The following is a 14,502-nucleotide window of genomic DNA, read 5'->3' as shown; positions in this document are numbered from 1 at the left end:
GGCCATCGATACGATCTCTGAGGCGCGGGCCACGGCCGGTGCCCTGATCTCTCGTTTCGAGTTCCGCGGTCAGCAGATCGCCACCTCGCTCGAGAACATCGATGCCGCCAAGTCTGCGATCATGGACGTCGATCTGGCAGCCGAGCAGAGCACCCTGGTCTCGAACCAGGTGCTTGTGCAGGCGGCCGTCTCGGCGGTCTCGCAGGCCAACCAGATCCCGCAGTCTCTGCTGCGGGTGCTGCTGTAGGCCCGGCAATCGGGATTGGGGACGGCGCGGCCAGGCGCCGTTCCCACCCGCCCGGCCTGGAATTCAAGCCCGCTTAAGGAGGGCTTAGACAATGGACACTAAACTCTTGGTTTCAACTGCGCTGGTGACGCCTCAGGGCGGCGGCCAGACGCGCTCCAGCACTCCCGTGCAAAACCAGCCCACTGCCGGCCGGACGGCACAGGCGGCCACCGTCGCTCCACCGGAGTCATCGTCGGAGGCCAAGCCTGTCCAGCCTGTCTTCACTGAGCGGAACGCTCAGCAGGCGGTCTTGCGGCAGAGTGCGCCCAACTCGGCCTTGACCACCTACCGCGACCAGGACAGTGGACGCCTGATCGTAAGGGTCTATGACCGCGAGAGCGGCGACGTGCTGGTCGAGTTCCCACCGGAGAAGACCTTCCGTCCTGCCGTCGCGCCGGCCACGGCGACGCCGGCAAAGGCCCGGACGAGCTTCTCGGTTTAAGGTTAACTCGTTGATAATCAACAATTATTAACGAAATTTAAGCGATTGGGGCGCTAGCATTGGACCGATAGGAGGAGTCTGATGGTTGCAGGTACCCAAGGCACGGTTTCCTTTATCGGAAACTCGCCGCTTCTGACCGGTTCGTTTTCCGGTCTGGACACGGCTGCCATCATCGAGGCCTCGATCGCGGTCAAACGCATTCCGATCGACCGGCTCAACAACAGTATCTCCCAAAACGATACCCGGATAGCTGCCTTCAACGAGTTCAAGGGGTTGCTGGAGACGCTGCAGTCGAGCGTCAACGCTCTGCGCAATCCGCCCGGTACCGCCGGGGTGTTGAGCAATATCTTCGAGCAGAAGTCCGCTTTCATCTCCTCCAATACCTCGACGCCGGCGACCGACATCCTGGGGGCCACGGCAACCAACAATGCCGCACACGGCACCTATGAGATCGAGGTGTTGCAGATCGCCGAGGCGCACAAGGTCTCCGGCAGCACCCTGGCGGACGTCAGTACCGCGCTCGGCGTGACCGAGACCCTGACCGTCAAGCTCGCCGGCGCGGCCGCGGAAAAAACCGCGACCATCAACATCGATGCGACCATGACGGCTACCGACGTGGTCTTCGCCATCAATGCGGTGACCGGAACCACCGGCATCCGTGCTTCTGCGCTGAAGATCGCCGACAACGACTATCGCATCGTCTTCACCGCCGAAGACACAAACAAGGACATCGAGGTCACCGGCGACAACGGCGGTGCGACCCTGAATGCCTTGGGGGTTTCCGCCGACAACGGTGCCACGTATACCACCGTCCTCCAGGCCTCCCAGCCGGCGCAGCTCCGTCTCGACGGCATCGCCACGACGATCGAGCGCGATTCCAACGAGATCGACGACCTGATCGACAACGTCACCTTGGATCTCTTCAAGGAAGACACGGCCAACAACACCATCGTCACCCTGGAGATCGAGGCCGACCTCTCCGGTGTGAAGGCCCAGATCGAGTCCTTTGTGACGGCCTACAACGACGTGAAGCTGTTCCTCAACTCCCAGCAGGTGGTCACGGAGGAAGGCGAGGTGGATGCCTCGGCGATCCTTTTCGGCGACAACCTGCTGCGCTCCCTGGGCCGTGATCTCGGCACCGATCTGGCCGATTTGGTCGACGGTCTGGACTCCACGGCCCTGGCCACGCTGCGCAACGTCGGGATCGAGATCAACGAGGACGGCACCCTGAAGATCGACAGCGGCACGCTGGACTCCAATCTGGTGGACAAGCTGGACGAGGTGCGCGACGTCTTTGAATTCAGCTTCGAGGCCAGTTCGCCGGATATCCGCCTGATTGCCCGCAACGAGCTGCTGAACGTCGGCGACTTCACCATCGTCGACCCCGGCGGGGCCATCGATGGGACCAACCTGCAGGTCGGCGGCGTCGACGCCTTTGAGGTCGACGGCGGCGTGCTGCGCGGGCTGACGGGGACGATTTACGAGGGCATGACCCTGGCCTACACCCGGGATACCAGCGATGCCGGGGCGGCGGCCCAGAACATCGATATTTCTACCAGTCTCGGCATCGCCGAGCGGCTCTACCAGCGCCTTGACGACTATATCAATCAGGGCGACGGGCTGATCACTGAAGAGGTGCTGCGGCTCACGTCGCAGAATGAAGACTATGTGGATGAGATCGAGTCGCTGGAGGCGCGCCTGGTCATCTTCCAGAACAAACTGATCGAAAAGTATGCTGCCATGGAACGGGCGGTCGCGGCGGCGGAGGCGGCAGCCAGTCAGCTTGAGGCCTTCCTCAAAGGCGGCGACGACTAAGTGGTCAGCGCGGCGCGCCCCCTTTCTGACAGTCGAGGTTCGGGAACTTGACGCAGCCCAGTAACGCCTTTTCCGCCTATCAGGCGGCATCGAAGATGGTGACCTCCCTTGGCGCCGTCGTCTTGCTCTACGACGCGATGATCAAGGCGGTCGCGGAAGCGAAAGCGGCCATCGAAGAGGATCGGATCGAAGACCGCTTCAATGCGACGCAGAAGGCCTGCAAGATCCTCGTTGGCCTGCAGTCCCACCTGGATTTCGAGAAGGGTGGGGAAGTTTCGCTGATGCTGGACCAGTTCTATCACACCATCTTCCGCGACCTGCAGCAGGTCAACATGAAGAACTCGGCCGCGCTCTGCGAGGGGATCATGACCGCCCTGGGCGAGGTGCGGGCGAGCTGGGCGGAGCTGGCGCGCAACGAGGAACGGACCGGGTCCCCCGACGGCAAGCAGCGCCAGCAGGCCCAGGCCCCCAAGAAGGCCGAACAGGCGCCGGACATCTCGTCCTTGACCCTTTCGATCTGACCCCTGCGGGCCATGGGCTGCCCGGGCGCTGCAGGCCGCGGCCGCGGCAAAGCCGGCGCTTGGAAAGGTTCTCTTAGTAAATGCCGGATTAACTTGTTCGCAAGGGGTTTGGCCCCGGCCCACAAAGGCCGGGCGCCGGGCCGCGGGCATTCCGATGATCCGACGAGCAGGACAGCATGAGCTACGAGCCGGCAGCCGCCGAAGCCAAACAATCCTCTGAAGCCAAGAAATCCGGCAAGCGGGGGCGGCGCGGCGACGGCAAGAGCGGCAAATCCCTGCGCAATCCGGAAAAGATGATCACCGCGGCCCGGGAGAAGCTCGAGGCCAAGCGGCAGAAGGAAGCCGTGAACCTGCTCAAGCGGGCGCTCAGTGCCGACCGTAACAACGGCATTGCCATGGCGCTGCTGGGCAGGGCCTACCACGAGCAGAGAAAATTCCAGGAGGCCCGCAAGCTGGTCACCCGCGCACTGGGGGCCAGCCCCATGGAACCGGAGGTCCATGTCCAGAACGGGCGCCTGCTGCACAGCTATGGCGAGATGGATGCCGCGGCCAATGCCTTCACCCACGCGCTGCAGCTCGATCCGCAGTTCGCGCCTGCCTATCGCGAGCTGGCCATCCTGCTGATCGACGCCGGGGTCCTGGACCAGGCGACCGAGGCGCTGCTGATGGCCATCAAACTCAATCCGCAGGATGCTGTGGCCTTCTATCACCTGGGCCTGATCAAGAAGATGCAGGGCGAGGAGGGCGAGGCCATCGATGCCTATGCCATCGCCGTGGGGATCAAACCCGACTATGCCGAGGCCCATGTGAACCTCGGCAAGATCGCCATCGACCGGGGCAAGCACGAACTGGGCGAGAAGTCCTGCCGGCGCGCCATCGAGGCCGACCCGACCCTGGCCCAGGCCTATGTGAACCTGGGCATGGTGCTGCGCGAGCAGAAACGCCTCGACGAGGCCTATGAGTACGCGCGCAAGGGCGCGGAGCTCGACCCGCGCAGCGGCGCCGCGCAGAGCAACTACGGCAACGTCCTGATGGACCTCCAGCGCTACAAGGAGGCGGTGGTCGCTTTCCGCCAGGCCATGGAGTTCCAGCCGAGCTTCTCGACCAGCTATTTCAACTACGGCAACGCGCTGCGCCTGCTCCACGTCCTCGACAAGGCGCATGAATCCTACAACAAGGCCATCGATCTGGAGCCGGACCGCGGCGAGTTTCACCACAACCAGGGCCTGGTCTATCAGGAACAGGGCGACCATCCGGCGGCGCTGGAGAAGTTCCGCCTGGCCAACAAGCTGTCGCCGGAGCACCTGGGGCTGCAGTTCTCCCTCGCCCGCTCGCTCTGGAACAATGGATTCCGCGAGGAATCCTGGGACTACTTCGATGCCGGCCTGGCAGGTGACCTGCGCAAGCCGAACCGCAAGTTCCAGTTGCCGCGCTGGCGCGGTGAGGATATCTCCGACCAACGCATCTTGGTCTGGCGCGAACAGGGTGTGGGCGACGAGATCGATTTCAGCCGCCGCTACCGTCACATCATCGACTGCGCCGGCGAAACGACAATCGAGGCGGACAAGCGCCTGCTTCCCATCTTCCAGCGCTCCTTCCCGGAAGCGAAGTTCCTGCCGGAGCGCCTGGACGGCAAGCACGACTGGTACCGGGAAGACATGGACCTGCACCTGCCGACCGGCAACCTGATGCAGTACTTCCCCTACAGCCAGGAGGAGCTGGACCTGGCAACCAGCTATCCGACCGACGACATCGAGGCGGCCTTTGCCTGCGGCGAGCGCAGCAAGGACGAGAAGGGCTATCTGGTGGCCGACCCCGAGCGGGCGGCGGAGATGGCCGAGCGCCTCGCGGCCTTGCCGGACGGCATCCGGGTCGGCATCTGCTGGCGCAGCCAATACAGCCACCGCGACCGCGACATCCACTACACCAAGCTGGAGATGTGGGAGCCGATCCTGCGGATTCCCGGGATCACCTTCGTCAACGTTCAGTACGATCAGCGCGAGGACGAGATCAAGGCCGTGGAGGACGAGGTGGGGGTCTCCATCCACCGCTGGTCCGATCTCGACCTCAAGATGGATCTGGAGGGCGCCTTCGCCCTGACCTCCCAGTTGGACATGGTGGTCTCGACCTCCACCTCGCCAAGCCGGATCGGCGATGCCACGGGGGTGGAGGTCTGGATCATGACCGCCGGCGCCAGCTCCCCCCTGCAGCCGCCGCACGGCGAGTTCGGGATCAAGAACAGGCTGCTCTGGCAGCGCCATTGGACCGAACAGTGGTCGGTGCTCATCCAGCGCATCGCCAGGGCCCTGGAGGCGCGTGTGAGCGCTTAGCCTGCGGCAAGGGGGCCGGGACCAGAGAGACAGAATTCAACGCCGGGGAAGAGATTGGGGATCGAAGATGCTACTGACCACCGCAGACGGCTTTGCCACCGTCACCGAGAAGCCGACTCCCCAGGAGTTGGAAGCCTTCTATAACGACCTCTACTTTGGTGAAGACAGCAAGAATCAGTACGCCAAGGACTACACCGACAAGGAAATCCTTCACAAGTACATCGACTGCCGGGAAGCCGGCGCCGTCAGCGGCTTGAGCTCCGGCAGCCTGCTCGACGTAGGCTGCGGGGAAGGCTTTTTTCTCAAGTACTTCAGCGAGCGGGACTGGGCGGTGCGCGGCCTGGACTTCACCGCGCAGGGGGTCGAGCGGCATTTTCCCGAACTGATTGACAGACTCGAGACCGGCAACCTCTTCGAGTTGCTGACCCGCGAGGCGGAAGGCGGCGCGCGCTACGACCTGGTGGTCTGCAACAACGTGCTGGAGCATGTCATCGATCCGCTGAAGCTGCTGGAGGACCTGAAGGGCGTGGTGGCGCCCGGTGGCGTTGTGCGCCTCGCGGTTCCCAACGACGGCTCCTGGCTGCAGCAACTGGTGGTCGAGCTTGGCCATGCGCGCCCGGACTTCTGGGTCTGCCCGCCGGAGCACCTGAGCTACTTCACGGTGGAGAGCCTGCAGGCCCTGCTGGAGCGGGTCGGCTGGCATCTCCGTGAGATCCTGACCGCCTTTCCCATCGAGCTCTATCAGGTGAACGACGCCAGCAACTACGCCAGGGAGCGCAGCCTGGGCCGGGCGGCGCACTTCGCCCGTGTCGACTTCGAAGTGGCGCTCTGCGAACAGTCTCTGGAGAAGCTGCTGGCCTTCCGGTGCGGCTGTGCGGCCGCCGGGATCGGCCGCAATATGGCGGCCTACATGACCCTGGAAGCCTAGCGCATGGACATCGAGTACCTGGGCAACACCGGCTTCCTGGTCGGGCTGCAGTCCGGCGAGACCATCGCCCTGGACTGGTGGTTCTCGACCAACGCCTTCCATGGCGCCTGGGCGCTCTATCCGCCCATCAGCCCGGACTACCGGCGCCATCTGCTGAGCGAGAATCCGCCGGATTACGTTTTCATCAGCCATCTCCATGCCGATCATCTGGATCCCGAGGTTCTCAAGGAACTCGACAAGGAAACGCCGGTCATCATCGGCAAGCGCGCCCAGCCCCATCTGAGCCGCTGCCTGAAGGGCCTGGGGATGAGGAACATCGTCGAGGTTCCCTTCGAGGAAGAGCAGTCCATCGGTTCCTTTTCGGTCGTCCTGTTCGATGATTTCTCGACCGACAGCGACGCGCCGACCGATGAGGTCGGCTACCAGCTCGACAGCGCCATTCTCATCCGCGACCGGGACGGGGTCAGCTTTCTCAATCTGAATGACGACATCCCGACGCGGCGGCAGACCGAAGGCATTGCCAGCAGGTACGGCCAGCCTGACGCCGCCGCCATGGTCTGTTCATCGGCGAGTTCCTATCCGCAGTGCATGCTGAACTACGACGATGCCCAGAAGGCGGAGAAGCGCCGAGAACTGATCCGCAAGACGACGCTGCGCTTCTATGACGCGATGGCGGGGCTGGAACCGCGGATCGCCATTCCCTGCGGCGGCTGCACGCTGAACGGTGCGCTCGCGCCCTTGGCCGAGTTCGCCCAGATCCTGCCCGATGAAGCGGTGATGCAGGAACAGCGTCACCGGCTGCCCACGGGCACCGAGCTCCTATCCATGGAATCGCGGGACCGCCTGGAACTGCGTGACGGAACCCGGTCCCTGGCGCGGGGGAACGGAACGCCGGTTTCCTATCGGGAAGCGGCGGCGGAGGCCGCGGCGAGGCAGCTCGACCACGAGCGGATCTGCATTCCGGAGTCCTTCCGCATCCTCTTGCCCAACATGCTGCGCCGCGCCCGCCAGAACCTCTGGCGGCGGCAGGAGAGCCTCGATCTCTTTCCGGACTGGCTGGTGACGCTGCGGGTCGAGCCCCTGGGCTCGGTTCAGCCCGGCGACACCCTGGGGCCGGTCGAGCTTTCCTACACCTTCGATCTCGCCGCGCCGGAGGCGCCGGCCGAGGCGGACGAGAACCGCCAGCACATCGAGTTCGTTGTCGATGCCCGGCTGCTCTTCATGGTGCTCGTTTCGGGGACTGTCTGGGACAACGTCTACACGGCATCCCTGATTCAGACCCGGCGGCATCCGGATGTCTTCGATCCGAACGTCACCAAGCTGATGTCCTTCTTCGCCGTGTGATCCGCCTTCTGTCCTGGAAGACGGGGCGCCTGGAGGACGGGGCGCCTGGAGGACGGGGCGCCTAGAGGACGGGGCGCCTAGAGGACGTGGCGGACGTCGTAGCGGTCGTTCGGCAGGATATACTGCCAGGCCAGGCGGTTTGCCGTATCGATGAAGATCGGCGCGCGCATGTTGACCGAGGTCTCGAACCTGTCCCCCAGCTTGCGGAAGGTCGCGATCAGCATGATCGCGCAGTCTGCCGGCGCGATCCCGAGACTCTGCTGCGCAGCATCGACATCCTTGGCGTCGATCAGGGCTGTCGTCGGATCGTAGGGCAGCACGATGAAGGAGAGATCCGTCGGCTCCAGCGCCTGCAGCAGCATGAAGCTGGACTGGGTCTCGCTGGGGATCATCGCCAGGCCGAAAAGCTGATAGCCGATGAAGCCGGGGATGGCCTTCGGAAAGGTTAATGATTGGTCAAGGTCGAACTCGATGGTCCCGAAGCGGGTATCGACGGTTCGGGTCTTCCCCCCATCGGACAACGGCGCCGAGGCGGTCGCGTCAGGGGCTGCTGGTGCTGCCGTCCTGGCTGCCATTTGTTCGCGGGGCATGGTTAACTCCTTACTCTCGAAGGCCCTATTATCGCTCTGATGTGGTTACGAAATCGCTATCTCAGGTAATTTAATAGGCTGAGCTCGCTGACCCGAGACAGGGCCAAATAGGAGCCCTGGAGCTGCACCTCGTCCTGGGCCAGGCGGGTGGTTGCCTCGGCGACGTCGACGTCCTCCAGGACGGAGACCAGGTTGCTGGCATAGGTCAGATAGTCGTCGTGGCCGCTTCTGGCGGATTCCAGAACCTTGGAGCTGGCACCGATGCGGCCACGGATATCGCTCAGCCCGTCGACGGCGGACTTCATCATCGTATAGGCCTGCTGCAGGACGGCGCCGTCCAGGTTGGCGCCGGCATAGTCCATGTAGGAGAGGGCGCGCAGCATCTCCTCGAAAGCCGGCTCGTCGCCCGTGATGCCGTAATCCGTCTCGAAGGTCTCGTCGGTGCGGATCGCCATCACCAGGGTGTCGCCCTGGTAGTAGTCGAAGTCGGCGGTGAAGACGCCGGGCAGGCCGGCCTGCGGCGTATAGGCGACGTCGCTCAGGTCGACCGCCGGGGCATCGGTCTGCGATCCGGCAAAGAGGTAGCGGTCCTCGTGCTGGGTGTTCAGGAGCGATTCCATCTCCGCCAGAAAGGTGGCGGAGAATTCCTGCAGAGGAACGTCGCTGATGTTCTCGCCGGAGATGGCGGAGCTCATGATGGCCAGCACCTCGGTCGAGCGCTGCACCATGATCGCGACGGAGGATTCCATGATGCCGAGCCGGGTCAGAGCCTGGTCGATGTTGCGCGTGAACTGCTCGGTGCGCACCACCGAGCGCTCCAGGTTGACCAGTTCGCTGGCATCGGTGGCGATGGTCGAATACTGCTGAGCGCGCTTGCCGCTGGCGATTTCGATCTGCCGTTCGGCGACGCTGCCCTGGGTGCGCATGGTGTAGGACAGCGTCAGCTGGTGCTGGGCGTAGTTGGCGACGCGAAACATCACAAGACCTCCCGTCCTCAGCTCAGGTTCAGCAGGGTTTCGAGCATCTCGTCGACCGCCTGCACCAGCCGCGCCGAGGCGTTGTAGGCGTTCTGGAAGATGGTCATGTTGGCCAGCTCTTCGTCGAGGTTGACCCCGGCCTCCGAGAGGAACTTCGCTTCCAGATCCTCGAAGAAAAAGGACTGGAAGTTCAGCGTGTCGTCGGCCGCGGCCGTCGCCGAGGCGTTGAACGACAGGATCACCCCGGCATAACCGGAGAAGGTGGTGCTGGTGGCCGAGGGTCCATCGGTGATGCTGGCGTAGCTGAAGTTCTCACCGAAGGCATCGGCAAGCTGCTGGGCGATCTCGTTGTCGCCGACCCCCAGGGTCAATGCCGGCGATGTGCCCCGCAGCATGCCGCGAGAGAGATAGGAGGGATCGTCGATGATCGACTGGCGCACGGCCATGGTGCTGGAGATGCCGGTCTGGCTTCCCTGGTTGGCCAGCGCCGGCACGCCGGTGGCGAGCTCCGGGGTCTCGAAGAGGTCGTTCAGGCCGAAGAAGTTCGAGAAGCCCATATAGGTTTCCTGGACCAAGTCGCCGTCGGCATCGAACTGGATGGTGGCATCGCCCAAATCGGCGGCGGGGCCGTTGTCCAGGATGGCCAGCCGGTACCCGGGTTCCAGCTTGATCTCCATGCGGCTGTTGTTCCAGGCCGCGGTGCCGTAGCCGGGCGCCGAGGTCAGATGGCCGTTGATGGCGGTGATGATGGCGGTCGGCGTGGTGGCGCCGGCGGCGATGGTGAGCGGCGCGATGACCGCGTTACCGGTGGCGTCGAGGATTGCGAAGGTCACGTCCGAGCCGAGGGTCAGGGGGTCGCCCGGGGTGTTGATCACCCGCGTGCCGTACATGGCGGCCGCATCGCCGGCGGCCGTGCCAGAACCGAAGGGGGTGTTGGCGCCGCGATTATGGGCCCGGTTGACTTCGTCGCGCATCTGCCCGGCGAGCTGGTCGATCTGTGCGGTCATCGCCGGCAGGGTCTGATCGCGCATCTCGATCAGCGCCTGCAACTTGCCGCCCTGAATCTCGGTGGTCATGTCGCTGCTGGGCGGCGGTGCCGCGCCACCGTTCAGGTAGATGCCGCTGATGGTCGTCGGATAGGTCTCGTTGGCGGTCATGAAGGGGGTGACGGTGTAGGACAGGGTGCTGTTGGAGGTGCCGGAGACCAGCGAGCGCCCGGCGGAGGTGAACAGCCTGACCTGGCCGAAGGAGTCGGTGAACTCCTGCAGCTCCATGTACTCGGCAATGGTCTTGATGGCGACGTCGCGGCGGTCCTGCAGGTCGCCGACCGGTAGGCCCTTCAAGGTGTTGTTGCCGATCTGGGAATTGAGGTCGGAGATGATCTCAAGCTCGGCGTTGATGATATCGACGGCTGCCGCAATCTCCGAATCCGCCTGCGAACGCAATGTCTGAACATTGGTCGCCATATCATTGATATATTGCGCCATTTCCTCGGCTTCATTCACCGCGCCAAAGCGATGAGCGGCGACCTCCGGGCTGGTGGCGACGTCTTCCAGAGCCACCGCCAGATCGCTGATGGAGTTGCCGAGGGCGTTGTTGTTGCCGAGGGAGCCGAACATCGACTGCATGCGGTTGTAGTACTCCGAGGCAACTTCGATGTTGCCCAGGACCGTCGTCTCCCTGACCAGATCGCGGCGCAGGAACTGGTCGATCTGGCGCGCGATCTCCGCTGTTTCGACGCCCACGCCCTGGCCGCCAAGAACCCGGTTCCGCTGGTCGTGGATCTTGCGCGCGTAGTCCGGCGTATTGACGTTGGCGACGTTGTTGGAGGTCACCTGCAGGGCGGTCTGGTTCACCTGCAGCCCAGAGAGGGCGTTGGTAAGGGCGATGCTGAGCGACATGGGCGGCGTCTCGTTCCTGTCTGGTCCCCGGTTTGCGGTCTGTCGGCCGGCGGCCTAGAGGTGCTGGTCGAGCTGCACCGAGACCGGGGGCTGGGCGGCCTGGCGATTGAGGCTGCCGCGTTCGGAGTAGCCGCTGCTCTCGCTCTGCTGGCCCTGGACGGCATTGACGATCGCCGTGGCGATCCGCTCGTTGGCCTTGCGCGCCGCGTTGATCGCCATCTCGTTCTCGTTCATCACGCCGTGCATGCGTTCCATCACGTCGGTCAGTTCCTCGCGCAGCAGCGGGTCGATCAATTCGGCGAAGGCCGGGTTGCTGCGCAGCGGCGAGGTCTGCTTCTCATAGGACTGCACCAGGGACAGCTTGTGGTCCTGCAGCTCGCCGAACTCGCGCACGCGCATGGCCCGCAAGAGGTCTACCTCCCGGCTCATCACCGCGGTGAGGTCTTCGACCAGGCTGATGATCTGCCGCAACTCTTCCGGAGAGGGGGGAGCGGACTGGAGATCCTGCTCGGTCATGATTGCATCTCCTGCATCTTGAGCATTTCACTTTGAACGGCTTCGGCAATGCCCACGCCGCCAGCGCGGGCGATGGCCTTGCCGTATTCCTGAACCATCAGGGAGCGATAGATCTTCTCGCCGGAGCCGCCGCCGAACATGCCTTCGGAACTCAGGCCCTCGAAGACCGGGCCCAGCATCTCGGCGATGAAAAGGGCTTCGAACTCCTCGCCCGCCTTCTTGGCGGCGCGCTGCATGGCCTCCTGGCTCATCTGCCTTTGGCCGGGGCCGGCCTGTTGGACCGGCGCCAGCGGCATGGCGGGAATGACGGGGCTGTCGAGCATGGCTAGAGCACCTCGATTTCCGCCTGCAAGGCGCCGGCGGCCTTGATGGCTTGAAGGATGGAGATCATGTCCCGCGGGCCGATGCCCAGGGCGTTGAGGCCGTTGACCAGCTCCTGCAGGCTGACGCCCGCGGGGACCACCGCCAGGCGGTTGTCGGCGTCTTCGTCGACCTCGATCTGGGTCCGGTCGACGACCTCGGTGTCGCCGGTTGCGGAAAAGGCGTTGGGCTGGCTGACCTGGGGCGTCTCGGTGATGCGGATGGTCAGATTGCCCTGGGCGATGGCGACGGTGCTGATCCGCACGTTCTCGCCCATGACGATGATGCCGGAGGCCTCGTCGATCACCACGCGGGCCGGCTGGTCGGCGCGCACGCGGAGCTGCTCGATATCGGTCATCAGGGCGACGGTGTCGTTGTTGTAGCGGGCGGGGACCGAGACCCGCACGGTGGCCGGGTCGGTGGAGCGGGCCGCGTTCTCGCCGGTGAACGCGTTGATCGCCTCGGCGACCCGGCGGGCGGTGGTCAGGTCCGGATTGCGCAGGGAAAGCTTCACCGAGCGCATCTGCTCCAGTTCGAAGCCCAACTCGCGCTCGATGATGGCGCCGTTGGCGATGCGCCCGGAGGTCGGGACCCCCTTGACGATGGTCTCGGCATTGCCGGCGGCGCTGAAGCCGGCCACGGCGACCTGGCCCTGGGCGACGGCATAGACCTCGCCGTCGGCGGCCAGCAGGGGGGTCACCAGCAGGGTGCCGCCCAGCAGGCTGTCGGCGTCGCCCAGGGCGGAGACCTGAATATCGATACGCGTGCCCTGCCGGGAAAACGGCGGCAGATTGGCGGTGACCATCACCGCTGCCACGTTGTCGCTGTCCAGATCGTCGTCGCGCGCGTTCACGCCCAGGCGCTGCAGCATGCCGATGAGGCTTTCCCGCGTGAAGACCGCGCTGGCCAGGTCGTCGCCGGTGCCGTTGAGGCCAACCACCAGCCCGTAGCCGACCAGCAGGTTGTCGCGCACGCCCTCGAAGTCCGCCAGGTCCTTGATCCGTGACTGCGCCTGGGCCGCCGCCGTCCCGCTGCCGAGCAGCAGGCAGGCAAGGACCCACAGCAGCAGGACCAGGGACGCTCCGGCAGCGGCGAGGGCGCCGCGGGGCCGGGCAGGCTGGGACAGGGGCTGGGCACAGGTCATACGGGCAATCCCAAAGCAGGGTTCTTGACTCGGCCTCATCTATGCGAAAGGCATGCCAAGTAACGGGCCCCGGCCCGCCCGCGAAAAGTGGCGGAATTCCGCGGAATCTGCGTTCCGGCAGCGGCTGGGTGCGCCCGCGATGAGGCAAAAAGGGCTCCGCCGGTGTAGGAAATTTTTGCCGCGTTATCAGAGGTTTAACCGCTTGTTAACCGCCAGCACGCAGTGTCGGCCCAAGTGCACCGACACCAGGGCAAAGAATGAAAATCAACCGTCTCACGGGGCCAAGGACCACATCGAAGCCGCGATCGGCCGCTTCCGCCACCGGCGGCGGCGGCGGTTTCGCCCGGGCCCTGGAGGGGACCGCCACCCAGAGCGCCACCGCCGCCGGGTCGACGCCAGTCCAGGCCGTGAATGCCCTGCTGGCGCTGCAGGAGGTGGGGGATGCCACGGCAGGCCCCGGCCGGGCGCGGCGGCGGGCCGAAGATATTCTCGAAAAACTTGAAGAATTGCGTCTGGCACTCGTATTTGGGGAGATTTCGCCGGAGCGGCTTGAGCGTCTCACGGAGCTGCTGGCCCAGCGCCGGGAGCAGATCGAAGACCCGAAACTGGCGGAAATCGTCAACGAAATCGAAATTCGGGCAGCGGTAGAATTGGCCAAACGGGGCCGCTGACGGGCCTCGGCAGGCCTGACGCCGGGCCCGCGCGCCCGCCGCCGCAGGCGCAAGAAGATTTGATGATTTCAAAGGCTTGCCGGGCAAGGCAAATTCCATATACTCCCGGCGCGTTTTGGTACTCATTAACGGGACCAGGGATGACTGTCAGACTTCCGAAGAACTATCGTCCGAGCGAGGACGAAGTCTTCATGAACGCGCGAATGCGTGAATATTTCCGACGGAAGCTCCTGCAATGGAAGGACGAGCTGCAGCGCGAATCGGGCGAGACGTTGCAGCACCTGCAGGAGGTCTCATTGCATGAGCCCGATATCGCCGACCGCGCCTCTTTGGAAACCGACCGCTCGCTTGAGCTGCGGACCCGCGACCGGGAGCGCAAACTGATTTCCAAGATCGATGCCGCGCTGCGCCGCATCGAAGAAGATTCCTACGGCTACTGCGAAGAGACGGGCGAACCGATCTCGCTGCGCCGTCTGGAGGCCCGCCCCATCGCCACGCTTTCCATCGAATCTCAGGAACGCCACGAGCGCATGGAACGGACCCACCGCGACGACTGAACCGAATCTCCATGACCAGGGGCCAGGCCCCGGGGTAGAGAAATAGGCGAGGGGCCACCGATTGGCGGCCCCTCTTTCCTTTTCGGGCCATGGGGCCACAGGCGCGGCGGACCCCTCTTG

15 protein-coding genes are annotated in these 14,502 nt (G+C 64.4%); 9 read left to right on the top strand and 6 right to left on the bottom strand.

Annotated features, from left to right (window positions below):
* The 7 genes from Q0996_RS05450 to Q0996_RS05420 form a co-directional block, all read left to right on the top strand.
* A partial coding sequence (locus Q0996_RS05450; RefSeq protein WP_299616740.1) for a flagellin occupies positions 1 to 247 on the top strand: 247 nt, incomplete at its 5' end.
* A gap of 91 nt (positions 248 to 338) precedes the next feature.
* Positions 339 to 728: a flagellar protein FlaG gene (locus Q0996_RS05445; RefSeq protein WP_299616739.1), complete on the top strand. Its 390-nt coding sequence runs from the start codon at positions 339 to 341 to the stop codon at positions 726 to 728.
* A gap of 81 nt (positions 729 to 809) precedes the next feature.
* On the top strand, positions 810 to 2,543 hold the full coding sequence (gene fliD / locus Q0996_RS05440; RefSeq protein ID WP_299616738.1) for a flagellar filament capping protein FliD: 1,734 nt from the start codon (positions 810 to 812) through the stop codon (positions 2,541 to 2,543).
* 47 nt (positions 2,544 to 2,590) lie between these two features.
* Positions 2,591 to 3,064, top strand: coding sequence for a flagellar export chaperone FliS (fliS, locus tag Q0996_RS05435; protein ID WP_299616737.1), 474 nt, complete (start codon positions 2,591 to 2,593; stop codon positions 3,062 to 3,064).
* Between the two features lie 176 nt (positions 3,065 to 3,240).
* On the top strand, positions 3,241 to 5,394 hold the full coding sequence (locus Q0996_RS05430; RefSeq protein ID WP_299616736.1) for a tetratricopeptide repeat protein: 2,154 nt from the start codon (positions 3,241 to 3,243) through the stop codon (positions 5,392 to 5,394).
* A 67-nt stretch (positions 5,395 to 5,461) separates the two neighbouring features.
* A complete protein-coding gene (locus Q0996_RS05425; protein ID WP_299616735.1) occupies positions 5,462 to 6,322 on the top strand; it encodes a bifunctional 2-polyprenyl-6-hydroxyphenol methylase/3-demethylubiquinol 3-O-methyltransferase UbiG in 861 nt (286 codons plus the stop codon).
* Positions 6,323 to 6,325: 3 nt separating this feature from the next.
* Complete coding sequence (locus tag Q0996_RS05420) at positions 6,326 to 7,666, top strand: MBL fold metallo-hydrolase (protein ID WP_299616734.1); 1,341 nt, start codon at positions 6,326 to 6,328, stop codon at positions 7,664 to 7,666.
* A gap of 77 nt (positions 7,667 to 7,743) precedes the next feature.
* Here Q0996_RS05420 and fliW read toward each other — a convergent pair whose 3' ends face one another.
* The 6 genes from fliW to Q0996_RS05390 are packed head-to-tail and all read right to left on the bottom strand — an operon-like array spanning position 7,744 to position 13,154.
* On the bottom strand, positions 7,744 to 8,256 hold the full coding sequence (fliW, locus tag Q0996_RS05415; RefSeq protein ID WP_299616733.1) for a flagellar assembly protein FliW: 513 nt from the start codon (positions 8,254 to 8,256) through the stop codon (positions 7,744 to 7,746).
* A gap of 56 nt (positions 8,257 to 8,312) precedes the next feature.
* Positions 8,313 to 9,233: a flagellin gene (locus tag Q0996_RS05410; protein ID WP_299616732.1), complete on the bottom strand. Its 921-nt coding sequence runs from the start codon at positions 9,231 to 9,233 to the stop codon at positions 8,313 to 8,315.
* Between the two features lie 17 nt (positions 9,234 to 9,250).
* Positions 9,251 to 11,134 (bottom strand): flagellar hook-associated protein FlgK, encoded by a 1,884-nt coding sequence (flgK, locus tag Q0996_RS05405; RefSeq protein ID WP_299616731.1) that lies wholly within the window; start codon positions 11,132 to 11,134, stop codon positions 9,251 to 9,253.
* Positions 11,135 to 11,188: 54 nt separating this feature from the next.
* The gene (locus Q0996_RS05400) at positions 11,189 to 11,650 is read right to left on the bottom strand and encodes a hypothetical protein (protein ID WP_299616730.1); all 462 of its coding nucleotides are present in this window, start codon (positions 11,648 to 11,650) and stop codon (positions 11,189 to 11,191) included.
* Positions 11,647 to 11,973: a rod-binding protein gene (locus Q0996_RS05395; protein ID WP_299616729.1), complete on the bottom strand. Its 327-nt coding sequence runs from the start codon at positions 11,971 to 11,973 to the stop codon at positions 11,647 to 11,649. The genes Q0996_RS05400 and Q0996_RS05395 overlap by 4 nt, the downstream gene beginning before the upstream one ends.
* Before the next feature lie 2 nt (positions 11,974 to 11,975).
* Complete coding sequence (locus tag Q0996_RS05390) at positions 11,976 to 13,154, bottom strand: flagellar basal body P-ring protein FlgI (protein WP_299616728.1); 1,179 nt, start codon at positions 13,152 to 13,154, stop codon at positions 11,976 to 11,978.
* Positions 13,155 to 13,411: 257 nt separating this feature from the next.
* Between Q0996_RS05390 and Q0996_RS05385 the strand changes: the two genes are divergently transcribed.
* Together Q0996_RS05385 and dksA are read left to right on the top strand one after the other, a co-directional pair.
* A complete protein-coding gene (locus Q0996_RS05385) occupies positions 13,412 to 13,825 on the top strand; it encodes a flagellar assembly protein FliX (RefSeq protein WP_299616727.1) in 414 nt (137 codons plus the stop codon).
* Between the two features lie 140 nt (positions 13,826 to 13,965).
* Positions 13,966 to 14,382, top strand: a complete 417-nt coding sequence (dksA, locus tag Q0996_RS05380; RefSeq protein ID WP_299616726.1) for an RNA polymerase-binding protein DksA — start codon at positions 13,966 to 13,968, stop codon at positions 14,380 to 14,382.
* The last annotated feature ends 120 nt before the right edge of the window (positions 14,383 to 14,502 follow it).

The organism is Pelagibius sp. (assembly GCF_028289705.1).
Classification (GTDB): Bacteria; Pseudomonadota; Alphaproteobacteria; order Kiloniellales; family Kiloniellaceae; genus Pelagibius.
The sequence above is the reverse complement of the archived record's forward strand: the minus strand, read 5'-3'. Positions and strand labels throughout refer to the sequence as shown.

What these genes read in the sequence shown, in the direction of transcription:
- Q0996_RS05390 (WP_299616728.1), bottom strand. Translation starts at nt 13,154, where the DNA reads ATGACCTGTGCCCAGCCCCTGTCCCAGCCTGCCCGGCCCCGCGGCGCC.
- fliD (WP_299616738.1), top strand. Translation starts at nt 810, where the DNA reads ATGGTTGCAGGTACCCAAGGCACGGTTTCCTTTATCGGAAACTCGCCG.
- Q0996_RS05425 (WP_299616735.1), top strand. Translation starts at nt 5,462, where the DNA reads ATGCTACTGACCACCGCAGACGGCTTTGCCACCGTCACCGAGAAGCCG.
- dksA (WP_299616726.1), top strand. Translation starts at nt 13,966, where the DNA reads ATGACTGTCAGACTTCCGAAGAACTATCGTCCGAGCGAGGACGAAGTC.
- flgK (WP_299616731.1), bottom strand. Translation starts at nt 11,134, where the DNA reads ATGTCGCTCAGCATCGCCCTTACCAACGCCCTCTCTGGGCTGCAGGTG.
- Q0996_RS05430 (WP_299616736.1), top strand. Translation starts at nt 3,241, where the DNA reads ATGAGCTACGAGCCGGCAGCCGCCGAAGCCAAACAATCCTCTGAAGCC.
- Q0996_RS05410 (WP_299616732.1), bottom strand. Translation starts at nt 9,233, where the DNA reads ATGTTTCGCGTCGCCAACTACGCCCAGCACCAGCTGACGCTGTCCTAC.
- Q0996_RS05445 (WP_299616739.1), top strand. Translation starts at nt 339, where the DNA reads ATGGACACTAAACTCTTGGTTTCAACTGCGCTGGTGACGCCTCAGGGC.
- Q0996_RS05420 (WP_299616734.1), top strand. Translation starts at nt 6,326, where the DNA reads ATGGACATCGAGTACCTGGGCAACACCGGCTTCCTGGTCGGGCTGCAG.
- Q0996_RS05385 (WP_299616727.1), top strand. Translation starts at nt 13,412, where the DNA reads ATGAAAATCAACCGTCTCACGGGGCCAAGGACCACATCGAAGCCGCGA.
- Q0996_RS05395 (WP_299616729.1), bottom strand. Translation starts at nt 11,973, where the DNA reads ATGCTCGACAGCCCCGTCATTCCCGCCATGCCGCTGGCGCCGGTCCAA.
- Q0996_RS05400 (WP_299616730.1), bottom strand. Translation starts at nt 11,650, where the DNA reads ATGACCGAGCAGGATCTCCAGTCCGCTCCCCCCTCTCCGGAAGAGTTG.
- fliW (WP_299616733.1), bottom strand. Translation starts at nt 8,256, where the DNA reads ATGCCCCGCGAACAAATGGCAGCCAGGACGGCAGCACCAGCAGCCCCT.